At 39.0% G+C, this 24,627-nt stretch carries 18 protein-coding genes, 1 tRNA gene and 1 pseudogene; 7 read left to right on the top strand and 13 right to left on the bottom strand.

Annotated features, from left to right (window positions below):
* Positions 1 to 4 precede the first annotated feature (4 nt).
* From AC6CH7_RS07955 to AC6CH7_RS07935, 5 genes are all read left to right on the top strand, one after another.
* The gene (locus AC6CH7_RS07955) at positions 5 to 1,033 is read left to right on the top strand and encodes a GntR family transcriptional regulator (RefSeq protein WP_498262166.1); all 1,029 of its coding nucleotides are present in this window, start codon (positions 5 to 7) and stop codon (positions 1,031 to 1,033) included.
* A 118-nt stretch (positions 1,034 to 1,151) separates the two neighbouring features.
* The gene (gene rhaT / locus AC6CH7_RS07950; protein ID WP_498262165.1) at positions 1,152 to 2,231 is read left to right on the top strand and encodes an L-rhamnose/proton symporter RhaT; all 1,080 of its coding nucleotides are present in this window, start codon (positions 1,152 to 1,154) and stop codon (positions 2,229 to 2,231) included.
* A gap of 28 nt (positions 2,232 to 2,259) precedes the next feature.
* The gene (locus tag AC6CH7_RS07945; protein WP_498262164.1) at positions 2,260 to 4,380 is read left to right on the top strand and encodes a bifunctional aldolase/short-chain dehydrogenase; all 2,121 of its coding nucleotides are present in this window, start codon (positions 2,260 to 2,262) and stop codon (positions 4,378 to 4,380) included.
* Positions 4,381 to 4,398: 18 nt separating this feature from the next.
* Complete coding sequence (locus AC6CH7_RS07940) at positions 4,399 to 5,673, top strand: sugar isomerase (RefSeq protein WP_498262163.1); 1,275 nt, start codon at positions 4,399 to 4,401, stop codon at positions 5,671 to 5,673.
* A 15-nt stretch (positions 5,674 to 5,688) separates the two neighbouring features.
* Complete coding sequence (locus tag AC6CH7_RS07935) at positions 5,689 to 7,047, top strand: FGGY-family carbohydrate kinase (protein ID WP_498262162.1); 1,359 nt, start codon at positions 5,689 to 5,691, stop codon at positions 7,045 to 7,047.
* A gap of 54 nt (positions 7,048 to 7,101) precedes the next feature.
* On the opposite strand, the gene AC6CH7_RS07930 is transcribed toward AC6CH7_RS07935, so the two are convergent.
* Both AC6CH7_RS07930 and AC6CH7_RS07925 read right to left on the bottom strand, forming a co-directional pair.
* Positions 7,102 to 8,049 (bottom strand): EamA family transporter, encoded by a 948-nt coding sequence (locus tag AC6CH7_RS07930; protein WP_498262161.1) that lies wholly within the window; start codon positions 8,047 to 8,049, stop codon positions 7,102 to 7,104.
* A 96-nt stretch (positions 8,050 to 8,145) separates the two neighbouring features.
* Positions 8,146 to 9,072, bottom strand: coding sequence for a hypothetical protein (locus AC6CH7_RS07925; protein ID WP_498262160.1), 927 nt, complete (start codon positions 9,070 to 9,072; stop codon positions 8,146 to 8,148).
* A gap of 213 nt (positions 9,073 to 9,285) precedes the next feature.
* Here AC6CH7_RS07925 and AC6CH7_RS07920 point away from each other — a divergent pair.
* Positions 9,286 to 9,360, top strand: a tRNA-Arg gene (locus AC6CH7_RS07920).
* A 126-nt stretch (positions 9,361 to 9,486) separates the two neighbouring features.
* On the opposite strand, the pseudogene AC6CH7_RS07915 reads toward AC6CH7_RS07920, so the two are convergent.
* The 3 genes and pseudogenes from AC6CH7_RS07915 to AC6CH7_RS07905 form a co-directional block, all read right to left on the bottom strand.
* Positions 9,487 to 9,726 (bottom strand): annotated as a pseudogene (locus tag AC6CH7_RS07915) (recombinase family protein); the annotation flags it as partial.
* A 105-nt stretch (positions 9,727 to 9,831) separates the two neighbouring features.
* Positions 9,832 to 10,497: a hypothetical protein gene (locus AC6CH7_RS07910; RefSeq protein ID WP_498262159.1), complete on the bottom strand. Its 666-nt coding sequence runs from the start codon at positions 10,495 to 10,497 to the stop codon at positions 9,832 to 9,834.
* 2 nt (positions 10,498 to 10,499) lie between these two features.
* Complete coding sequence (locus AC6CH7_RS07905) at positions 10,500 to 10,718, bottom strand: hypothetical protein (protein WP_498262158.1); 219 nt, start codon at positions 10,716 to 10,718, stop codon at positions 10,500 to 10,502.
* Between the two features lie 1,017 nt (positions 10,719 to 11,735).
* Here AC6CH7_RS07905 and AC6CH7_RS07900 point away from each other — a divergent pair.
* Positions 11,736 to 13,142, top strand: coding sequence for a sialate O-acetylesterase (locus AC6CH7_RS07900; RefSeq protein ID WP_498262157.1), 1,407 nt, complete (start codon positions 11,736 to 11,738; stop codon positions 13,140 to 13,142).
* An 18-nt stretch (positions 13,143 to 13,160) separates the two neighbouring features.
* On the opposite strand, the gene AC6CH7_RS07895 is transcribed toward AC6CH7_RS07900, so the two are convergent.
* The 8 genes from AC6CH7_RS07895 to AC6CH7_RS07860 all read right to left on the bottom strand — a co-directional run bounded on the left by AC6CH7_RS07895 (position 13,161) and on the right by AC6CH7_RS07860 (position 24,623).
* The gene (locus AC6CH7_RS07895; RefSeq protein ID WP_498262156.1) at positions 13,161 to 13,955 is read right to left on the bottom strand and encodes an SDR family NAD(P)-dependent oxidoreductase; all 795 of its coding nucleotides are present in this window, start codon (positions 13,953 to 13,955) and stop codon (positions 13,161 to 13,163) included.
* A gap of 100 nt (positions 13,956 to 14,055) precedes the next feature.
* Positions 14,056 to 14,856 carry an endonuclease/exonuclease/phosphatase family protein gene (locus tag AC6CH7_RS07890; RefSeq protein WP_498262155.1) on the bottom strand — a complete coding sequence of 267 codons (801 nt, stop codon included), beginning with the start codon at positions 14,854 to 14,856 and terminating at the stop codon, positions 14,056 to 14,058.
* Between the two features lie 17 nt (positions 14,857 to 14,873).
* On the bottom strand, positions 14,874 to 16,622 hold the full coding sequence (locus tag AC6CH7_RS07885; RefSeq protein WP_498262154.1) for a RagB/SusD family nutrient uptake outer membrane protein: 1,749 nt from the start codon (positions 16,620 to 16,622) through the stop codon (positions 14,874 to 14,876).
* Positions 16,623 to 16,640: 18 nt separating this feature from the next.
* Positions 16,641 to 19,931, bottom strand: a complete 3,291-nt coding sequence (locus AC6CH7_RS07880) for a SusC/RagA family TonB-linked outer membrane protein (protein ID WP_498262153.1) — start codon at positions 19,929 to 19,931, stop codon at positions 16,641 to 16,643.
* Positions 19,932 to 19,988: 57 nt separating this feature from the next.
* Entirely contained in the window at positions 19,989 to 20,981 is a 993-nt protein-coding gene (locus AC6CH7_RS07875) for a FecR family protein (RefSeq protein ID WP_498262152.1), read from the bottom strand.
* 108 nt (positions 20,982 to 21,089) lie between these two features.
* Complete coding sequence (locus AC6CH7_RS07870; protein ID WP_498262151.1) at positions 21,090 to 21,644, bottom strand: RNA polymerase sigma factor; 555 nt, start codon at positions 21,642 to 21,644, stop codon at positions 21,090 to 21,092.
* Between the two features lie 59 nt (positions 21,645 to 21,703).
* On the bottom strand, positions 21,704 to 22,966 hold the full coding sequence (locus AC6CH7_RS07865) for a hypothetical protein (protein ID WP_498262150.1): 1,263 nt from the start codon (positions 22,964 to 22,966) through the stop codon (positions 21,704 to 21,706).
* A 148-nt stretch (positions 22,967 to 23,114) separates the two neighbouring features.
* Positions 23,115 to 24,623, bottom strand: a complete 1,509-nt coding sequence (locus AC6CH7_RS07860; RefSeq protein ID WP_498262149.1) for a RagB/SusD family nutrient uptake outer membrane protein — start codon at positions 24,621 to 24,623, stop codon at positions 23,115 to 23,117.
* Between the last annotated feature and the right edge of the window lie 4 nt (positions 24,624 to 24,627).

Below are 24,627 nucleotides of genomic sequence, written 5' to 3'. Positions count from 1 at the left end.
AAAGATGAAGACTAAGTTTTTTGATTTTATTCATATTGATGAGTATTCTGCAACACCTAAATATTTGCAACTGTCCAGCGCAATTATAAAAGCTGTTGAGCTAGGTAAGTTAAAGAAAGACAATTTATTGCCCTCTATTAATGAGTTGAGTTATAAGTTGGAGATTTCGCGTGATACCGCTGAAAAAGGATACAAGTACCTTAAAAACATAGGTGTAATTAACTCCGTTCCGGGTAAAGGCTATTATATTGCCAATATAGATTTTAAGCAGAAACTAAAGGTGTTTCTACTTTTCAATAAACTTAGCGCACATAAAAAGATTGTTTACGATGCATTTATTGCTGCATTGGGCGAGGATGTATCCGTGGATTTTTATATCTATAACAATGATTTCAGACTTTTTAAACGATTTCTGACCGATAAAAAAGAAGAATATTCTCATTATGTGATTATTCCTCATTTTATTGAAGGCGAAGAATATGCCAGAGATATCATAAATACCATTCCAAAAGAAAAACTCGTTTTACTGGATAAAAAAATAAAAGGGGTTGATGGCGATTATGCTGCGGCTTATGAAAACTTTGAAAAGAATATTTACGATGCTTTAGAACAGGCTCGTAATGAGCTTAGCAAATACCACACACTAAAAATCATTTTTCCTAAAAAAAGTTATTTTCCTAAAGAGATTTTAGATGGGTTCCATCGCTTTTGTCACCAGTATGCCTTTTCTCATCACGTAGTAAGTGACATATCTGTAGAGCCGATAAACGAAGGAGAAGCTTTTATTAATTTAATGGAAGCCGATCTGGTGATTTTATTAGAGCGGCTTATTAGTATGAAATATAAAATAGGAAAGAATGTAGGCGTAATATCTTACAATGAAACACCTTTAAAGAAAATATTATTAAACGGTATTACTACTATTTCTACTGACTTTAGATTTATGGGTACTGTGGCTGCAAATCTTATCCTGGATAACTCCAGACGTCATATTGAAGTGCCTTTTTACTATACCCGCAGAGCATCAATTTAATTTTTTTTAGACTGTAATGAATTTATTTGTACTTCTTCATGATAGTACATGACAGTTTTAAAAATCTACTTGTATAAATTAGGCTTATTATTTTAACCAAATATAAAGTTCAATAAATATGCAAGTAATTTTCGGGGTCATTTTCCATTTTATAGGAGGTTTTGCCTCTGGTAGTTTTTATATTCCTTATAAGAAGGTTAAAGGATGGGCCTGGGAGAGTTACTGGATTGTAGGTGGTATCTTTTCGTGGTTACTTGTGCCGCCTTTTGCAGCATGGCTTACCATCCCGGGTTTTACAGATATCATTGCTGCAACAAACGGTAAAATCTTATTACTTACTTATTTTTTCGGCGCGTTGTGGGGAATAGGCGGATTAACTTATGGTTTAGGCGTTAGGTACCTCGGGGTATCATTAGGGAGCTCTATTATTCTCGGACTATGTTCTGTTTTCGGAGCAATAATTCCTTCAATATATTATAATTTTAATCCAAAACCCGGAAAGGATAGTTTAACAGATATGTTGAACAGCCAATGGGGACAAATGGTTTTACTGGGATTAGCGATCTGCGTTATAGGGATTATAGTTTGTGGTAAGGCCGGCGGTATGAAAGAAAAAGACCTGGTAGCGGCAGGTAAGGCCGATCCATCTAATAACGAATACAAAATTGGTCTGGGCCTTACCGTATCAATTATTTCGGGTATCCTTAGTGCTTGTTTTGCATTTGGTATTGATGCCGGAAAAGACATGGCCAATGCCGCAAATGATATTTGGAAAAGTACACATCCGGGGCAGGGCGAATTCCTTTTCCAAAACAATGTAACTTATATCCTCATATTATGGGGCGGGTTAACTACCAACCTGATCTGGTGTATGATCTTGAATTTCCGTAACAAAACTTTCGGTGATTATACCAACAAAGAGACACCTCTTTTAAAGAACTACATATTTTCTGCGCTGGCAGGTACCACCTGGTTTTTGCAATTCTTCTTTTATGGAATGGGCGAAAGTAAACTAGGTAACGGAGCCAGTTCATGGATACTGCACATGGCATTTATTATTCTAATTGCTAATGCCTGGGGTCTTGCATTGAAGGAATGGTCGGGAGTAAAGAAGAAAACTTTCGGTACCGTGATAGCAGGTATAGCTATTATTATTATTTCTGTGCTAATTGTTGGCTACGGAAACTCAATCAAGTAAATACAAATTTAATTAATGAAATATTTTTATGACTGTTAGAACAACTGATTTTAAACATGTAAGTTATTTGTGGGATGATGCAAAGGCTGCTGAACTGGCTGGTGACGAGGTTGCATTGTTAATCTACCGTTCAAATTTACTAGGTGCTGATCTAAGACTTACAAACTATGGAGGTGGCAATACCTCTTGTAAGGCAATTGCAAAGCACCCTTTAACCGGGCAGGATACCGAAGTAATGTGGGTTAAAGGATCTGGAGGAGATTTAGGTACATTGAAACAAAGCGGTTTGGCTGCATTGTATGTGGATAGCTTGCGTAATCTTAAAAATATTTACAGAGGACTTGCACATGAAGATGAAATGGTTGAATTGTTTAACCATTGCATATATGACTTGAAATCTAAAGCTCCGTCTATCGATACGCCATTACATGGTTTTTTACCTTTTAAACACATAGATCACCTGCATCCAGATGCTGCAATTGCGATAGCAGCAGCTAAAGATGGTGAACGTATCACTAAAGAATTATTTAACGGAACAATTGGCTGGGTACCGTGGCAAAAACCAGGCTTTGAGCTTGGATTACAATTACGTAAATGTTTAGATGAAAACCCAGGCATAAGAGGCATTATGTTAGGCTCGCACGGGTTGTTTACCTGGGGAGATACAGCCTTCGAAAGTTATATCAATACCCTTGAAGTAATAGAAAAATGTGCCGAATATCTTGAAGCCAACTACGGTAAGAAAAAACCTGTATTTGGAGGTCAGAAAATTGAAAGTGCCGCACAAAATCTACGCCGTAAACAAGCCGCTGCTATTGCTCCTGTATTAAGAGGATTCTGCTCAAGTGAAAAGCATATGGCAGGTCATTTTACTGATGATGCAAGAGTGCTGGAGTTTATTAACTCTAATGATTTAGATCGTTTAGCGCCACTTGGAACAAGCTGTCCTGATCATTTCCTGCGCACTAAGATAAGTCCGCTGGTACTTAAACTTGCACCTAATGAGGACATCAGTGAGGTTAAAGCACTGAAAGAAAGATTGGCTCCTGAATTTGAAGCATATCGTAAAATGTATGCCGAATATTATAATTCTTGTAAACATGATAACAGTCCGGCAATGCGCGATGCTAATCCGGTAATTATATTATATCCTGGAATAGGAATGTTCTCTTTCTCTAAGGATAAACAAACTGCCAGAGTTGCTGCCGAGTTTTATACTAATGCCATCAATGTAATGAAAGGCGCTGAAGCCATATCTGAATACACTTCTTTACCGAGACAGGAAGCATTCAATATTGAATATTGGCTTTTGGAAGAGGCAAAATTGCAAAGAATGCCTAAACCAAAACCACTTTCGGGTAAAGTAGCCCTCATTACTGGCAGCGCCGGCGGTATTGGTAAAGCCATTGCCCGCAAATTTATAGAAGAAGGTGCATGTGCTGTAATCAATGATAATGATGCAGGCAGGCTGCAAAAAGCTAACGACAGCTTTAACAATGAGTTCGGTAAGGATGCTTATACTGCTGTAATATTAGATGTAACCGATTCAGCAAGCATTAAAAATGCTTTTGAAGACGCAAGTCTGGAATTTGGAGGGGTGGATATAGTGGTAAATTGTGCCGGTATCTCTATTTCAAAACCTATTGAAGAGCATACTGAAAAAGATTGGGATCTATTATATGATATTCTGGTAAAGGGTCAGTTCCTTGTTACCCAGGCCGGGGTAGAGATAATGCGTAAACAGGCTACTGGTGGCGATGTATTGAATATAGTTAGTAAAAATGCATTGGTTTCGGGACCAAACAACGCTGGCTATGGATCTGCAAAAGCTGCTCAGTTACACTTAAGCAGATTAAATGCAGCTGAACTTGGGGCCGATCATATCCGCGTAAATACGGTTAACCCTGATGCTGTAATATCAGACAGTAAGATTTGGGAAGGCGAATGGGCTGCAGGCAGAGCTAAAGCATATGGAATTACGGTACAAGAGTTGCCAGCTTTCTATGCAAAGCGTACCTTGCTTAATGAAGTGATATTGCCTGAGGATATCTCTAACGCATGTTTTGCTTTTGTTGGCGGACTAATGAATAAATCAACAGGTAATGTATTGAATGTGGATGGGGGCGTTGCAAATGCCTTTGTTCGTTAAAACTTAAAACCTACACAGATGAAACTAGAAAATTATCAATTAGAATCACATAACAGCGAGCTTTTGGCCAAACATGAGCGTCAGCTTGACTTCATTACATCAGAAATTTCTAACGCTCAAGGTATTATTCAGAAACTGGTAGATTTCCAGATCGCTATTCCAAGCTGGGCTTTAGGTACAGGCGGAACAAGATTTGGGCGTTTCTCCTCAGGAGGTGAACCTAGAAATCTGGAAGAAAAAATTGAAGATATAGGTTTGCTACACAAGCTTAACGGCTCAAGTGGTGCTATTTCTTTACACATTCCATGGGACGTAGCTGATAATACAAATGCAATTAAAGCTTTGGCTGCACAGCATGGTTTACGTTTTGATGCTATGAACTCAAATACGTTTCAGGATCAGCCAGATCAGGCACAGAGTTATAAATTCGGATCGTTACAGCACGTAGATAAAGCTGTGAGAAAACATGCCATTGACCATAACATAGAAGTTATTCGTCAGGGTATTGAATTGGGTTCCAAAGCGCTTACTGTATGGCTGGCAGATGGATCTTGTTTCCCGGGGCAGCTTAATTTCAGAAAAGCCTTTCAAAATACTTTAGAAAGTTTGCGCGAAATCTATGCAGCTTTACCAAGTGACTGGAAGATATTTGTAGAATATAAAGCTTTTGAGCCTAATTTTTATTCAACAACAGTGGGAGACTGGGGGCAATCTTTATTATTTGCCAATAAACTAGGGCCAAAAGCATATACTTTGGTAGATCTTGGCCACCACCTGCCAAATGCAAATATTGAGCAAATTGTTTCGCTTTTGCTAATGGAAGAAAAACTAGGTGGTTTCCACTTTAACGATTCAAAATATGGTGATGATGATTTAACCGCCGGTAGCATTAAACCGTATCAACTGTTCCTTATATTTAATGAACTTGTTGAAGGTATGGACGCCCGCGGAATGGATCATAGAGAAGACCTGGGTTGGATGATTGATGCATCACATAATGTAAAAGATCCGCTTGAAGATCTTTTACAATCTGTAGAGGCTATAATGATTGCTTACGCTCAGGCACTATCTGTTGATCGTGTTGCTTTACAGGAAGCACAAGCTATGAATGATGTAGCACGCAGTCAGGAAATCTTACAGCAGGCCTTCAGAACAGATGTACGTCCGTTGGTAGCCGAAGCACGTTTACGTTCAGGTGCAGCATTATCACCGCTTGAAGCTTTCAGGAAATTCAATGTGCGACAAGAGTTAATTAAAAACCGTGGAGCAAAAACGGTAGCAACAGGGTTGTAATTGATGGGAGTTAAAATGAAGGCAATCCCTGTAATAGCGATTTTTGATGTTGGTAAAACCAATAAGAAGCTGTTTCTTTTTGATGAGAACTATAAAATAGTTTTTGAAAGATCAGCACGTTTTACTGAAACTGTAGATGAGGATGGGGACCCGTGCGAGAATTTGGAAAGCTTAAGGTTATCTATTTTTGATTCCTTAAGGGAGGTTTTTAGAAATCCGGCTTTCGAAATAAAGTCTATTAATTTTGCAACTTACGGTGCCAGCTTTGTTTATATAGATGAGACCGGGAATCCTTTGGCACCACTATATAATTATCTGAAGGCCTATCCAGAGGAACTCACGGAACAATTTTATAATACCTACGGAGGAAAAGAAGCGTTCTCTAATCTCACCGCATCTCCGGTATTAGGGAGCCTGAATTCGGGAATGCAATTGTATCGGATTAAATACGAGAACCCTGAACTCTTTAAAAGAATAAAGTATGCGCTTCATTTACCGCAGTACCTTAGCTATCTGATTTCAGGCGAAGCATATTCGGACCTTACCAGTATAGGCTGTCATACCAACTTATGGGATTTCACTAAAAACACATACCACGAATGGGTTAAAAAAGAAGGTCTATTTGACAAGCTTGCACCCATTGTTCCTTCAAACAGTGTAATGCCTGCTGCATTTCCAGGCAACAATTATGCTGTAGGGGCAGGGCTTCATGATAGCTCAGCGGCTTTGGTGCCTTATTTGGTAAATTTCCACGAACCATTTATTTTATTATCTACAGGTACATGGTGTATTAGCCTTAACCCTTTTAACGCTAGCCCGCTTACAGCAGAGGAGCTGGAAAATGATTGCCTTTGTTATCTGCAATACGAGGGTAAGCCGGTTAAAGCATCACGTCTTTTTTCAGGATATGAGCATGAACAGCAGGTGAAACGAATTGCAACTCATTTCGGTACAGACATCATCACTTATCGCTCTGTTCCGTACGATCCAAAGATTATCGAAGAGCTGGAGCAAAAGCCCCAATCGGATATTACTTCTTTTGGAGAGCGAAGCCTGGCAGACTATTCATCAGATATTATAGCTTATCATCAACTTGTTTTAGATCTGGTAAATCTGCAGTATATAGCTACAAACAGGGTGCTTAAGGGGACCAAGGTAAAACGAATATTTGTAGACGGAGGATTTAGTAAAAATGCCATATTTATGAATTTGCTGGCCATCGCATTTCCTGAACTTGAAGTATTTGCAGCCTTTATGGCGCAGGCAACTTCAGTTGGAGCAGCTTTGGCCATTCACAAATCATGGAACACTAAACCCTTACCAAATGATATTATTGAACTAAAGTATTATTCTGTAGTTCAGCACCAGAATTAATTATCGTGAGGCAAATTTAGCGGTAATTAATATTGGTTAATTTTAGTTTATGAATTAAGTCGCCTTAACGGGCGACTTTTTATATTTAGACAGGTTAATGAGTAAAACACTGGCCAAAATAATAACTAGACCTGTTATCTGAATAATGCTTATGATCTCATTTGCAAAAAATACAGCAAGTAATACCGCGACCACAGGGTTTACATAAGCATAAGTGCTTACCTGTGTTGCAGGGCGAACCTGTAACAGCCATACATAGGCGCTAAATGCCACTATTGATCCAAATATAATCAGATAGACAATTGACCACCATGCAGATTCAGGAACATTTTGGAACTGAAAGCCATTCATTTCTCCAGCAATCATACTTCCCGGTATAAATAAAACTCCTGCAATTAACATCTGCCATGCGGTAGAAACTGATGCAGGGGTATCAGGTGCGGGATGATATTTTGAATACAAGGACCCGCCAGCCCAGCCAATTGGGCCAATGATTAAAAGGATCATGCCAAGAACATTTCGAGAGTCTTGCTGCACAGAGAAGCTGGCAGTTAGCTGTTCCCAGAATAAAAGAATTACACCTAAAAAGCCGATGATTAAACCTGCAACAGTAAATTTGTTGCTAAAGTTTTCTTTCCATTTACCCTTATCTAATATCACGAACCAGATTGCTGCTGACGAAACCATAATGGCAACCAGTCCACTCGGTAAAAATTGTTCTACCCAGATCACTATTCCATTACCCACGCCAAGCATCAGTATACCGCTTATGCCTGCATGAAATATATTCTTTTTATTAAATACGGGTAAACCATTAAAAATGCACCAGCCAAGGAGGAGGGTGCCTGCAATGATAAATCTAAATGCGCCTAAAAAGAATGGTGGAAAGCCGGCTACAGCTTTAGAAATGAAAAAATAGGTTGAGCCCCATACCGCGTAAACGATAAGAAAGGCCAATACAACAAGTAAAAGTGGGGCAGATTTCTTTTGAACGGAGGGCATAATTATTTTTTAACAAATAGAACATTTATCAAAGAGAAAATCCTTCTTTAATAAATTATATAACAATTCTATTACCAAAGGTGCCTTGTATTGGCTTTACAGCTCTTCTCCGGTTGTTGACCTTATTTCGTTTCTGACATCGATGCTTACACCGTCTTTGTTAACCACCGAATAATCGATTTCAATTGAACTGCTGTTAATCTTTATTTCATTAATAACACCGCTTCTAATTTCTCCGATTTTTTCCAAAAGATCTATGTCGTATTTTACAGAATTATCAGCCAGTCTTTTACAAACAAAATGAAAATCGCTGGTTACTAGGATATATTCAGAATCAGATAAAGCCTTTTCAGCATATTTAAGGTCTCTTGGAGAAGGAAAACTTCCTGCCAGGGTTCCTTGTTGGTTGTATATATAATTTACAGAGCTTATAATCTTACCAGCAATGTCTAATTTGCTTTTTGTGATCTCGGTAAGGCTACTAGTCCATGGCAACATTTCAGAAGTGAAAGGCTCATCTTTGCCAGGTATTACAGGGGTGTAAGTATTCGTAATTGCACTGCTGTTGATGTCAATTTTAGTGAAGTCTTCAATAAACGGATCGGCCGCATTATTTATCTGGCTTTCTCTCATTTGTCGGGTAATGTAAACAACTTTATTTACCTCTTTTATTCTGATATAAAAATTATAGCCCACCTGGACTTTAGTTCCACTAGCTGTTGGAATTTCAGTAGGATCTTCTGTGTAAGTTTTAACCTTTAATTGATTTCCAGACCCATCAAAATAGCCTATCCAGTATTTTTTGTCCTTAGCTCCGGCAATTACATAACTACCTTTACTATCTTTAAAAACCAATACTTTAACGATCAGATTTTGTTTATCAGTAATTTTTAGATTTAATCTTTTAACCAAAGAGTCATTACCTAAACTAACATCATCGTCGGGTTGGTTTTCAGTAGGCTTTTTACTGCAACTTGCAATTACAAGGCATATCATTACCAATAGAGTTAAATGTAGTTTCATAAGGTTAATTTGGTTCTTTGTTGTTATATTGATTTTTCTGATCCGTACAGAACTTGATAGGGTAAATATATTGTTTTGTATTAAATAGTTAAAGCGTAGTTGCTATATTTTTCTGGTGATAATAGTTATTGATTGCTTTTAATGTTGGATAATGCGTTAATGTCTAAAACAGGCATTAATGTATTCAATCAATTTTATATATTTGCGGACTTTGTCTTCGTAGTTCAATGGATAGAATGTCAGATTCCGGTTCTGATGATGGGGGTTCGAATCCCTTCGAGGACACCAGACTGGATGCCGTATTTTAAAAGATCTGGCATCCTTTTTTCGTTTTAAGGGGGGTATTGGGTAGTTTGTTTCTATTTTATTAATAATGGAACTTCCATCTGCTGCATTTCTGCTGAACCTGTGCCATTTGGTAAATAGGATAAGGTTGGGCCTGTTTGCCTTGCCACCGTTGAAATCTGCCATAAGTCCTGACCAGGCGGGCCTGTGGAATGTTTTGGCAGGATGATCTTCGTAGATGACCCCGGAAATTTCGATATTACTGGCTGTGCAGAATTTTTGAAGCCGGTCTCCCTGGCTTCGTTCTGAGTAACCTTTTTGAGCTTGCTCATCGGTGCTTACACCAATGTATATAACCGCGGTTGACACGATTGAAGGTATAATTACATATATAACGTATTTCTGCAATTATGTATATCAAGTCGTATAGTTAGTCTGGATTTCAAGAAAAGATAGCTAAAGTAGATTAGATAATTAGATACCTTTGCCTTTTCTTCTTTTAATGCCCTTAGTCCTTTTGTGAATTTTAGTTTTTAATGATTGTGACTGTTTAACCTGTGATTCTAGAAAGTTTAAAAGATCATCTTCTATCCATTTGGGGTGCTGGTTGTCTAAGATTAGCTTATTTTCTGATCTACTATATTCAAGGCAGATTTTTGGTAGATCTTCAGGGGTTACATTTACAGCAACAAAAGTTGACACCAAAGGAAAATTTGCCATTAACAGAGGAATAGTATTTTGATACATCTCTTTGATGGTGTCAGGCTTAACAAGATGAAGTCCTGATTGGTATCTTCTTTCCGCTCTTTGGAGGCAAAGATTAATGGTGTCTGTGTGGAATAGTAGTACGTCGATAGTGTTATCGGTATTGAAATTTTTGATAGAGGTTATAAAGTCATAGTGATTTTGATAACCCAGATTTAATTCAATTACAAAGTCATCTCCTTTAAAAAGCTTTTTTTTTACCAGCTCATTAAATCTTAAATTACCTATGTCCTTATAATCTGAAAAGCCTTGGGTTTTATAGCGATTAGCAATTTGATCTGGATCTAATATAGTAAGTCCATCGGGAACAACCGAACTTCCTGATGTACTTTTGCCAACACCTGGAGGGCCTGCAATGATGTAAATTTTAGCCAAAGCTAGATGTTTTCTACTCGACCATCAGCATACTCAGCTACCATTTTGCCATTTTTTTTATAGACCAATGGCTGGCCAATAGAAAATAGATAATTACGAACGTAGGCTTTTTCCTTTTCTTCCCATCTTTTTAATTCTTCAGGTTGCATATGAAAGGGTGATTTTTTCATGCGCCCCTTTTTTACAAAGCCTTCTTCAGAAATAATACCTTGATTAATCATATTACTAAGTTAAAAATTTAATAGTCCATCTTTTCACTCTCTGTAAAGATACAACAAATGATAGATTGAAAAAAAGAATCCCCACACTATCTGCAAATCTAGATCCGATATGAACTGGATCTTGAAAAATTTGAACTATGTAGGAAAAATGCTGTTGTCAAGGTAAAGTTATTCTTGAAGGAACGATTTCAAATGAACTAGAGTTGGCTCAGGATCTTTTTTGCGTGATATATTGACGAAATTTAAACATATTGTAGCCATTACATAGGTAGGTTTGGGTGTTTTCTTTAATTTCTTCATGTTTTTTAAGGATGAATTTTTGGGCAAAGTGCAACCATTACGATAATTTGATTCGTTTTTTAAATGTTGTTATGTTAGTATGGAGTAGCTAGTAATTAGTATTTAGACAATTCAAAATTGCTTATGCAATGTGTAATGATTGCGTGGCATTGTATAAACCCTCAATTCATGGCGGCTTTGCTCAATCTGGTGGGTAAAGAATTAGAGCGTAAAGTATTGTTATGAGTACTTCCATATTTAATGATCATGGCTGATATTATATGGAATCTGATAGGAGGGGTGAATGCAAAAAACGCGGAACCCCACTTATCGAGCCAGAGGTACTAGGAGACCGCACAACGGATAAGCAGGGCCCACGCGATAAGCGTGAGCTCTGTTTATCGTCTTGCTACTATTTGAAATTTCTTAGGTTTCTGGCTCAAGATTCTTAAGGGCTAAATGCGTCAAATATTTTGAAGATTTCGCAAATTTATAATAATAGCTTGTTACATATCTTTTTAGTTTTATCAAATATACTAAAGCGCTATTCCAAGAACGATAATTTCTAAATAATCAATTTATGTAATAATAATTAAAAATTTGAAATAAAAATCAGGATTTTGTAAATATTCAAGTTGATTTAATGCTACAGAGAGGTCACTTTATAAATAATTTTATATATTAAAGACAAAATCTCTTACGGAGAAACCGCTTTTAAACTATTGAAAATATAACCAAATGAAAAAAACCTTACTATCCCTGATTCTTTCTTTTTTGACCTTTTCCCTATATGCGAATATCCGTTTGCCAAATATATTAAGTAGCAATATGGTATTACAGCAGAAATCGGCCACTAAGCTCTGGGGCTGGGGTTCGCCTGGTGAGAAGATAAAAATTACTACTTCATGGGACAATAAAACCATCGAAGCATTAACAGATGGAAATGCAAGCTGGCAAATTAGTATTCAAACACCACAAGCAGGTGGCCCTTATACTGTTGTGCTTGAAGGTGAAAATAAAATTACACTCGAAAATATATTTATCGGAGAAGTATGGATATGCAGTGGACAATCTAACATGGAGTGGAGCCACAATAATGGACTTACTAGCATTAAGGAAGAATTTGCGCAGCTTAGTAAGCTAAATATTAAACTCTTCAAAATACCTAAAACAACTTCAAAAACACCTCAGGATAATACCGAGGGTAGCTGGGTCGCTTGCGATAGCAATACCTTAAAGGCATTTAGTGCTGTAGGCTATTATTTTGGGAAAGAGTTGAACAAAGATTTAAACGTGCCGATAGGACTGATCAGCAGCAATTGGGGTGGTACACCTGCCGAAGTTTGGACACCTGAAAATTTAGTAGAAGGTAATGCGATTTTAAAGGATGCGGCAGCAAAAAAAACGCCTGCTCCATGGTGGCCTATCGCCCCGGGTTACGCTTACAATGCAATGATTGCTCCCCTTGTTAATTATAACATAGCAGGTTCTATCTGGTACCAGGGCGAAAGTAATACCACAACTGCATCAAGCTATGCTGAATTAATGAATACCATGATAAGTGCCTGGCGCAAGGCCTGGAATAATAATTTCCCTTTTTATTATGTACAAATAGCTCCTTATAAGTATGATAGTTATAATATTGGTGCATTATTGAGGGAAGCACAGACAAAAAACCTCGCTATAGAAAAGACAGGAATGGTAGTAGTTTCTGATTTGGTTAGCGATACATTAAACATCCATCCAACCAATAAAAAGGATGTAGGTCTACGGTTGGCTAATTTGGCTTTAGTTGAAACCTACGGCTTAAAAAAAGGCGCTTATAAAAGCCCAATTTTTAAATCTTTAAATGTGAATGGAAGTAATGCAGAGATTGATTTGGATTTCGCCGAAACAGGACTAGTGCTGAAGGGCGACAAACCAAAGGAGATTTTTATAGCTGGCACCGATAAAGTGTTTTACCCTGCAGCGGTTAAAATAAAAGGTAATAAAATCATTGTTTCAAATAAGCAAGTAAAAGCACCGGTTGCTGTCCGCTACCAATTTAGTAATGCAGGGCTGGGTAATCTTTTTAGTAGGGCCGGTTTGCCCGTAGCACCTTTTAGAACAGACGACTGGGAACTTGATACCAGTAAGATAAAGTAATATTTGACAGCTTTTTCTTTACAGGATCGATCTTACCAATCCACCTTCCACTCGAATTGCAGCTCCATTTGTACCAGATGCTAATGGACTTGCATAGTAGGTAACTGTATTGGCAATTTCATCGACTGAAAGAAATCTTTGCAGTAAAGAGGTTGGGCGCATGTTCTTAAAAAAATCGACTTCTACTTCGGCAACTGAAATGTTTCCTGCTTTTGCTAAATCTTCAATAAAAGCACCTACACCCTGAGATTTAGTTGGGCCGGGAAGAATGCTGTTTACCGTTACTCCAGTGTTCTTACTAAGCTCCGCCAAGCCTCTGCTAATAGCTAACTGTGCTGTTTTGGTCATTCCGTAGTGGATCATTTCATCCGGAATAAAAACTGCGGATTCGCTTGAAATAAATATGATCCGACCCCAGTTTTTCTTTAACATTTTTGGAAATAGGTGACGGGACAGCCTGATGCCACTCATAACGTTTACTTCAAAAAACCTGAACCAATCCTCGTCCGGTATTTCTTCAAAGGGTTTTGGTTCAAAAATACCTGCATTGTTAATGAGTATATCAATATCAGTAAGGTTTTTGACTAATGTATTTACTTCTTCCGCATTTCCGAAATCGGCAGCCAGCCCTGAAACATCTGCGCCCTTTACAAGGCTTTTCAATTTTTCTACGGCAGCATTAACACCTTTCTCCGCGCGACCGTTGATAATCACTTTTACGCCTTCCTTTAATAAGCTGTGTGCAATGGCAAATCCTATTCCTGCTGTAGAACCACTAATAAAAGCGACTTTACCCTGAAGTTTTAAATCCATAATCTAAATTTAAGTTAAAACAAATATACGTTATGAGGATTTAAGTAGGAGATATTTAAGCGCGTATCTGCATGGGCAGATGCGCGCTTAAATAAGGTTCCTATTTGGAGTAAGTAACCACCAAAGGAAGGTGATCTGAGGCATGAATATCATTTATAACCTGATGAGAGGTAACCTTAAGTTTGCTTCCCTTTTTTAAGAGGATAAAGTCAATCTCTTTATTTGGATTTACATCTGGGATGGTAGGCGCACAATGCTGTTCGCAGCTGCGGGTAAAATGTTTCTCCAATATAGCCATGGCAGGAGTAGTAGCGGTAAGGTTAAGGTCTCCGGCGAGAATAACATCTGTTTTCCTACTTCCCAATATCTTGCTGATCTCGGCAACCTGCAATAAGCGATGCTCGTCTTTCAGATCAAGGTGGGTACAAGCAAAAACCAGTTTAGTCCCATCTGGCAGTGTAACATTTACTATTGCCAGTGAGCGTTGCTCTGCTTTTAGCCCTTCTTTAAACGGAAGCGGGAAGCGCTCAGATTTGTTGATTTTAAATTTAGAGAGTATCGCAACGCCATATTCTCCTCCATCATAATCTATTCCTTTTGAAAAGAAACTATACATACCTGTTAATTCTGCCAGCTTTTTTACCTGATCAACATTGCCGCTTCGCGGAGTTAATACATCCAGTTCCTGCAAAGCTACAAGGTCTGGCGACTGGCTTTTGATGACATCGGCTATTGCCTGAAGATCAATTACGCCTTCCTGAGCCGGAGGATTTGCATGATGAATATTATAGGTCATTATTTTTAAAGAGTCTGCTCCTTTATTTACAATATTTGCCATAGCAAGCAAACTGAAGCTACTTAAGACCAAAATTACTGTCAGATGTTTAAGATATGTTTTCATATACGTGTTAAATTAAATTAATTTCTGCCTTCCCAATTAGGGTTTTGTACCAGGTTCTCATTCAACTGAAGCTCTTGTATTGGAATTGGAAATAGATAGTCTCTGTCTTCACGGAAAGTTTTGGGCGTTCCCGGATTAACCAATACGTTACCCCCACTAGTGTTGTTTTCAAGGATGATCTCACTTCCTAGTTTCAAGAACTGTACTCCTGGTCCTGTGGGTTTGTCGCCAGTATAGATTTCCACATCCGTTGTCCCATTTTTATCCAGGTCATATTTACCAAGCCCCGGAAAATACATGCCTTTATATGGTTCTGCATTTAGGTGACCCTCTTTCCATCTCATCAAATCATTCCAACGCAGACTTTCCATCACCAGTTCAATTCTGCGCTCACGTCTAACTTCCAAAATCAAACCTTTGTTTCCTCCATTTACGTTTTGATACTGTGAAGCAAGATAAGCATCGGGGTTAGCATTTGCAGCAACAATATTTAAATTTGGCATTGCAACTCTATCGCGTAATAGCTTAATTGATCGATCAATATCTGGTTGGGTTGCTTCTCCCAGTTCAGCTTTTGCTTCAGCGAAATTTAGTAATACCTCTGCCATTCTAAAAATAGGCATATCATTATCAGATTTATTGAATGAGTCATTTGCTTCGCTGGTCACGTATTTTATAACCTGGTAACCGGTAGTTGAAGCATTAAACTCGGGCACTAACACTTTGGTATTTCCTATACGTGTGTAACCAGGCGTACGGATGGTTTGTGCTAAGCGTGGATCACGGTTTTGTACTTCTTCAAAGAATTGAATCTTATTAAATTCAGGTTTGTCGGTAAATCTGCTGCCGTCTTTCATTAGATAGGTGTTCACCAGACTTTTGTTTAATCCCGGTCTGCCATATGATGCCGTAATGGTGTAATAATTCAAGTTATGCCAAACCTGTAATCCGGTACTAAAGCGTCTGGTTAGAATAACTTCCTGATCTATTGCAGCTTTTGATGCAAAAAGATCGAGGTAAGACTTTTCGGGAGTTGATTTGTATATACTATATGGGCCTGTCGACATTAATTGATCTGAAGCTGAAACCGATTCTCGCAGAAAACGATCTGCATCGGGTAGTGTAAATTCAGCATGATATTTTCTGAATGTACCTTCAAAAAGACATATTCTAGATTTTAGTGCAAGCGCAGTCCATTTGGTTACCCGTTCTACATTCTTACCCTCATCAGCATTGGCAATAGCAAAATCCAGATCGGCAAGCACTGAATCCATTACCTGAGCTCTTGGTGTGCGCGCTTTTGATAAGGCTTCTTCGTCCTCAAATGCAATTGTTTTTGAATACCATGGGACATCACCAAATCTCGAAACTTTGTCGAAATAAAAATATGCCCTGAAAAATCTTGCTACTGCTGCATATTTTTTACCAGCTTCTGATGGCATAATGTTGTCGTAATTTTCCAGAAAATAGTTGATCTTTCTCAGTTCAGTCCACGTCCAACCGCCTCCGGAAATAGGCACTGTACGGTTTCCTGTAATCAGCTCTCCAAGATCGGACTTTACAACGTTATCTACGCCCTCGTTATAGATGCCTTCGGCAGAGGGAATAACAGTATAAAAGGAATTGGTATAAAGTTTTAAGTCGCTTTCTGTTCTAAAAAAAGCATCAGGTGAAATCTGAGCCAAAGGTTGCCTGTCAAGGAAGTCCTTTTTACATGCCGTAAAAAGAATACAAAGGGCAATTGTTGATATTTTTATATTTTTCATCTTAAGTATAGTTAATAATTAAAAGGATATATCTAAACCGAAAGAGTAAAGTTTACTGAAAGGATATACTCTTGCGTTTGGATCTGCAGTAGTATTGTTATAATCTCCGGCTGCTTGTTCAGGGTCAATATAATCGGATCGCAGTTTGGTGAAAGTAAACAGGTTTTCTCCACTTAAGTACACCCTTACTTTTGACAGCTTGATCTTTTTTAATACGGTTTCAGGAAGGCTAAATCCTATTGTTAGATTTTTTAATCTGATGTATGCCAGATCCTGTAAATACCTGTCGTTTTTTACATTTAACTCTCCCCTGTCATTTAATGCTTCGTAACCTCTCAGCTTTGGGAAATAAGCATTTGGGTTTTCTGGAGTCCATACGTCACTAAGGAAGTCTTTATCTACGAAAGAGTAATAAGGTCGGGAGAAGGGGCCCCAGAATTTATCGGCATTGTTTCCAGGGTACCACTGTTGTTTTCCTATCCCCTGGAACATAACCGAAAGGTCAAAATTTCCCCAGTTAACCCCTGCGTTGATGCCGTAAGAATAACGGGGCAGAGAATTCCCTATCACTTCCAAATCTCCATGATCTGTTAATGTATTTTTTCCGTTATTTACAACTCCATCTCCATTGACATCGAGAAATTTTACATCACCAGCGGCTAGTTTAGCCCAGTTTCCGGGTGCTCTTAAGCGCTGCTGGTTTACATAGTCTTGATTTATTTTATAAGCCTGGGCTTCTGCATCTGTTTGGAAGAGACCACCTACACGATAACCCCAGATCTCGCCTATTTGTTGTCCTACATAGTAGGTGCTCAGCAGGTTGTTTGGGTTATCAAATCTTGTGATTTCGGCAGTGTAATCCGATATACCAAAGCCAACATTCCAGTTAAACGGTTTTCCGGCCAATGAGCCGTTCTGTGTCCAGTTTAGGGCAAGTTCCCATCCCTTGCTTTGCAAATCTGCTGCATTTTGTTTTGGTGAAGCAGCACCGAAAACCGACGATACGGTTCTGCCTTCCGTTAACATGTCGAATGTATTGCGAACATAGTAGTCAAATGTCGCGGTTAAACGATTATCCAGAAATCCGGCATCTGCTCCAAAGTTTGCAGAAGTTGCTCTTTCCCAGGTCAGGTTGGGAGAAATAGGAGTTGGAGAGGATAAATATTCAGTCTTTTTTCCATCAGTTATATAGGCTATAGTTCCACGGGATAATAACGGGATATAGCCATATTCTGCTGCTTCTTGCTGATTGCCGAGCGAACCATAGGATCCTCTGAATTTCAGCTCGTCAACAATGCCTTTTAGGGGGAAGAATTTCTCCTGACTGATACGCCATCCTGCTGAAATAGACGGGAAAAATCCAAAACGACTTCCGGGAGGGAATTTAGAGGTGCCGTCATAACGTCCATTTATTTCTAAAAGATACCGGCCTTCGTAATCATAATTTACCCGAAAGAAACCTCCTAATAGTGCATATTCATTAGCATTTCCATTAGCAAGAACATCACCTGATCCGAGATCGAGATCATTTAGGTCCTGTGATATCAGGTCGTTTCTTTGCGCAAACACTCTTTTGTAAGTGTTCAATTCCTGATTATAACCTAGTAATGCTTTGAAGGTGTGTTTGCCTAAAGTCTTGGTATAATCTCCGAAGATATTCACCACATGTGATTGTCTTGTGTAACTGGTTTCAGAATACTGATCAAATCCAAACTGACTGATTACTCCGGGATATATTGACCATGGTGCCTGTGCCCTGCGTATCCAGTTGTCTGATGGCATAAAGGAATAGGTGTAGTTACCTTTTAGTTCCAATCCTTCGGCCAAATGAGCGTTTACGTTAAATAAGTTAATAAATTCATATTCTTTTTCATTTCCTTTAGATTTTCCGTGTAAAAGATCTGCAAAAAGACCGTCCCCAATAGTATAGTTGTTCAGTTCTGTACGATAGGTTGCTGTGCCGTCTGGATTCATTGGCAAATAGGAGGGTAATGCATGCACGGATACTGAAACAAAGTTGGCATTTACGCCCCAGCCGGGATAATCGTAGTTAGAGGCATTGAACTGTAGGTTATTGCCAATGGTTAACCACTTATTTACTTTGGTGTTTATTTTAGCGCGCAAGTTATAGGATTTATACTTGTCTTGATTTATTTGCATCATTCCGTTTTTCTGATACATACGTCCTGAAAATAAGAAGTCGGTGTTTTCACTTCCTCCAGATACGGATAAGGAATGATCCATACTCGTCTGCCTGTCGCGGAATATGGTATGCCACCAATCGGTATCGCCATAATAAACGTATTGGTCTTTACCTTTTCTGTTGTCAATAATATAATTAGGCAGACTTTTATCAGTTTTGCGTCGTAACAGGTAAGCGTAATCCTCATCCGTATAGCCTGTATATGAATTTCCAACTGCACGGATGAAAGCCTCATCGTTCATTTTTGCAGCATCATAGGCATCGGTCATAAAATCGGTACTTGTTGTTGGGGCTGTAAAACCAAAATTGTTGCTGTAACTGATTGTGGTTCTACCTTTTTTTCCATTTTTAGTGGTTACCAGAACCACACCAAAGGCGGCGCGGGCACCATATATAGCCGCTGACGAAGCATCTTTTAATACAGAGATGCTTGCTACATCTTTAGGATTCAGGTTGTTTATTGATCCGGGAACACCATCAACTAATACAAGCGGACCGCCGCCATTAGCACCACTGTTAATGGAGGTAAAGCCGCGTATATTAATCTTTCCGCCTGATCCAGGCCTGCCATCTCCAAAGGAGATGTTTAAATTAGGAACGGCTCCTTGTAAGCCCTGCGTTATGTTGGCTATCGGACGATCTTCAAGGGTTTTAGTATTTACAGTGGCTACTGCACCGGTCAGGTTCACTTTTTTCTGTGTGCCATAACCAACTACTACAACCTCATTCAGATCGCTCTGATCTTCGAGCATTCTCACAATTAATGAAATTTGCTCACCGGCTTTAATTTCATAATTCTTTAAGTTCTGGGTACGAAAGCCAACGTAACTGATAATAAATGAATATCCTTTGCCAGCAGGTAGATCGGTAAAGGTGAAAAAACCTTTGCTGTCGCTAGATGTGTTTTTTTTCAACTGAATAGACTCGTTAATAGCCATAATAGAAACACCAACAAGTGGGAGACCTTTTTCGTCGTTAACTGATCCCGTTACCTTACCACCCGTATTTACCTGGGCAAAGCCAAGAGAGGTGATGCTGAGCCCTAGCAGAAGAAATAGGAGCCTCCTGCTAAAGCATTTTAAAAAAAGAGTAATTTTTAGCTGCATGATTTTGGTTGTTTTAGTAGATTGTGATTTATTATGGTTTTATTAAATGATGATTTCTTATTTTTCCTCTGTGATTTGATAAGAGCTATCAGGAAGCTCGGTTATTGTCAGGTTGTTTAGCAATGCGATTTTATTCAGTATTTCTTTCAACTTATCCGTTCCATTGAATTGCCCGGTTAAAAGGATTGGCTTTTGAACTTTATCGCAATTTATAGGTCGGTTATAGCGTTCTGAAAGTTCTGAGCAAACTTGTGTTAATGGTGTCTTATCAAACTCAAGTAGGCCACCAACCATTGGAGCAGGACTTTCAATTACAGCTGGTTTTGGTTTTTTAATTCGTATTTGTTGTTTTAAGCCTTGCTCAAACTGACTGATTTTTATTTTTCCGGCAGCGTAACGGAACTGCTGGCCAGGATAGAGGATAACCTGGTTGAATGGCTCTTTTGATGTTCCAATTGCTCTTTCTATCCTTATTTTTCCCTTAAAGAGTCGTACCTCAACGCTAGTTCCTTTATAGGCTCTAACACGGAATGAGGTTCCTAAGGCTGTGGTATTGATGCCTTCTCCTGTAACTGTAAATGGGCGGGTGCTATCGTGTGCTACATCAAATGTGGCCTCGCCCAGGAGCATCAGATTTCGCTGAGTTGCAGGAAAGGGTTGTTGATATTGAAGGGTGCTATTCGGACTTAATTTAACAACAGTGCCATCCTGTAAATTAATTGTTTGCACTGTTGGGCCCGAATTGTGTACGGTAATTTCCTTATTCTTAGGTGCAGATTGCTGATAGGATAGTTGTTGTTTGTTCCCTGCTGGAACAACATATGTTAGCATTAAGATTGTTAAAACTGCATAAGCAAGTACAGCAGCAACAGCAGTCCAATTGAATTGCTGCCACCAGATTATTTTAACATGTCCGGCCTCTATCCATTCTTCTTCGGGTAGCAATCGCTCTAATAAGTCCGGATCTTTCTGAAGGCAATTGTATACATATTCAGCCTCCGATGGGCTACATTGTTGATGAAGGAATTTTTGAAGCAGTTGCTTGTCCATTTTGATCGCATTTATATACTAATACGCATACAAAATGCTTTGCCCCTGCTGTTTACATTAATTTAATGTTATTAATATTTAGATAACATCGTGTGCCGCAATGCAGGCTTAGATGAAAAAAAAGAAAATACTATCCCTTAATTTTCTTCTCAGGAGCTTTAGGGCTTTTCCAATATGATCTTCAACGGTACCGGTAGAGATGGACATCATCTGGGCAATTTCCTTATGGGAGTATCCTTCGATCCGGCTTAGTTGGAAAACCTTTTTCCTTGCCGGGGGCAGTGCGGAAATTGCGGAGTGGATATCGTCATTAAGTTGTTTTACTAAGGCATCATTACTTGCTGAAGGTTCGCCAACAACATCAAGGTAACTCATCTCGGTATTTTTGCGTACGGCTAACCGCCTGATCTCATCGATCATTACTGTTCTGCAAATTCTGAATAGCTGAGCATTTAAGGCTATATTTGGGTTTAATGCAGAGGCATTTTTCCAAAGCTTAATGAAGCTTAGCTGAACAAGCTCTTCGGCAAATGTGACAGACTCAGTTCGTCGGTATAAATAAGTATAAACTTGACGATGGTAGGTGTGATAAACATTTGAAAAGGCTTTATCACTACCGGCAATTAGATCAATAAGGAGAGCATGATCATCTTTCGGGTACATCTACATCATTTTGATCTGCAAAAAGAAACAAATAGTATTGCAGAAAATATATAAACAGATTATTTTTTTGTTAAGTCTGCAGTGGTTCTGCCCTTGGCCCAAATATCTCTGATTGTATCTTCATCGCCATGTCCATTAGGGACGGCAGCACTCCGATTATTGGCATCATACCATTTCTTATTGGTAAGTTTTGTAGTTTGCCTGCTTCCGGGCATTTCAAGAAATCCATTAGGATCAGCCTTTGCAAGCCAATTATACGCATAGTGTAACCAATCGCGGCGATACTGATCGCTTTGCTTTGCGAACCAGCTGATTTCATCGTATCCCCAAACATAAATATCGCCAACAGGTTTGCCTGGAGATTTACTTGCACCAAAGTTATCTAGCTCTGCTAAGTAAGGCAGATGTTCACATGTCCATCCACTTGGGGTTATTCCTCCTTTGCTGCGGTTAAAAAGGGCGTCAGAATGTCCAACTTTAAGAATTGCTTCTTCAGGCTTTTTAGGTGTTTCCAGTATCCTTAAAGGGAAAGAATGAAAGTCCATAAGCAATTTTCCTTTGCGCACAAAACCACCGCTTGGAACATGTGAGTCGCATATCAGCATCTTTCTTCTAGCATGTTTAGCTGCATAATCCCTAATAATATCTAATACCTGGGCATAATGATCAAGGTTTTTATCATTTTTATTCATTAACTCAACCTGGCCAAAGTGTATACCCTCTATGCCTGCATCGATATATGAAGCGGCAAGAAAATAGAAGAGTAGTTTTGTTTCAGATCTGCTGATGTCGGGCACACCCGAATTTCCCCAATGCTTGTTCATTCTTCCGTCGGCATAAAGTAGGTCTAAATAGCGAAAGTTTCGTTTTTCTACCGTAAGGTTAAGCGCTTTAAAAGCCCATTCCGGTACAGGAACTTTTTCAATTTCAGGGGTGACGATTTCAAAGATACAGGCTTGTAAAATAATATCCGGATCTATCTGGTGTACCCTGGAAGCCAACTGTTTTTCCTGTTCAAAGTTCTTTAAAAGATCAGCTTCGCCTCCCCATTGGCAAACCGCGCGACCGATGAACTTAGCACCTATGTTTTTAATCATCCTTAAGTTATCGTCAAAATTGCCTTCTCCGGTAAGCATCCTTTGCATGGTTATAGAACGATCTAAATAATTTTCCAATACTTTTTTTGAGATCTTGCCTTTAAACTTGTAGTCAGTTTTCTGAGGAGAAGAAGTTGCTGATCCATGTATTCCGGCCATAGCAGAACTAATGAAGCAAATAAAAGTCAGCATCAATAAAGTCGATTTTAAAAACTTTGGGTTCATATAATCAATATTAGGTGTTAAGTGGTTGCTTATCAAACTTAAACAGTATACGGATGAAATGATCATGATCGAGTGTAAAGTGATTGATACGCAGTAGGTTTTGTAAATTAGCCCTGGCTTTTAATACCAGGGCTAGTTTTAACAAGGCTTAGTAGCCAGGATTCTGTGTGTAATTTGGATTTGCCAATTGATTTGATGGGATTGGGAAAACAAGATACTTAGGGTCGTCAGTTGGTTTTTCCTGCCATGGGGTAAGGTATTTTCCAAATCGAATAAGGTCTTGTCTTCTTACTCCTTCCCAGAAAAACTCGCGTCCTCTTTCATCTAACAACTGGTCAAGTGTTACGGCAGTCCATACGGTTGCCTTTCTCACTACCCTTATCTGATTAACTAATGCTAAAGCAGGCACAGACTGTTGTGTTCTTAACATCGCTTCGGCCTTCATTAGCAAAACATCTGAGTAGCGATAATACACCCAATCGTTTTCAGGTATTCCTGTGGCTGAATTAGTATAGTCAATAGGATACTTGATGACACGTATACCGGCAACCTCTAATCTGTCTTTATCCCTTTCAATGATGTTAACCTCGGGTGTGAATATCAAATTATTGCCTCTTCTGTCTTTTATGGCAACTCCATTCTGGTTTACTTGCTGCCCAACAAGGAAGCCAACTCTTACTCCGGATACGTCTGTTACACCCGGATAGGCTGTGCCTCTTCTGGAATCTACACTTTCAAACTTATTGTAGAAGTCGGATAAGGTACAAAAACCATTATTGCCACTTGGATTTTGGTTGTAGTGTAAAGGAGCAACCCACATGGCATTCAGACCGCCTGCATCTGATCCTCCAACATTACGTCCGGTAAAAACATTCTCCTTTGATGCATCGTTTGAAGGTGCAAAATTGTCAAAGTAATTTGTAGCCAGTACATATTTGTTGGTGCTAATAATTTCATCGGCAAGGCTAATTACTTTTGCCATATCTGCTGCATCAAATGTTGGCGCTGCACGATTTAAGAAAGCTCCTTTGTTCAAATAACATTTCATGAGTAGCATACGTGCGGCATTTTTGTTGGCACTTGTTGTAGGACCATCTGGTAAATTAGGGATAATTGCCGTTATCTCCGTAATCAGGTAATCGATCTCATCGGCAGCGTTTCTTACTCTTGAAGGTTGGGTAACATCTTCGCCCGGTTCTCTATAGGGTACCTGGCCCCAGCCATCCAGAATAGCAAATTCAGAAAATGCACGAATGAATCTGGCTTCGGCTGCTTGTTGTGGACTAGGATTGAATTGAAGTACACTGGTAGCAACATAACTTGCACTACCCAGGTCTCTGAATACACTATGAATACGGGTATGATCTGGTGCCCATTTGTGCAAATGGAGCGCTCTCCATGCACCATTGTCGTCCCAATCTCCACCGCGGGTTGGCACAATGGCCTCATCGGTAGGAAACTCCTGCAGCGCCCACCATCCGTATGGTCCCTGGAAAGGAGCCCTCATTGCATTATAACTTGCATTTAGTACAGCAGCTACATTACCAGAACTTACACCACTATCATTGATCTCGCCATTAAGTGTTTCATCAAGTTTTGTACAGCCCGCAATTGATAAGGCTGTAATCACTAAGGCTGTTATATATCTATTTTTCATGTCT

The organism is Pedobacter sp. GQ55 (assembly GCF_059758925.1).
This window is presented reverse-complemented; position numbering and strand designations above follow the sequence as displayed.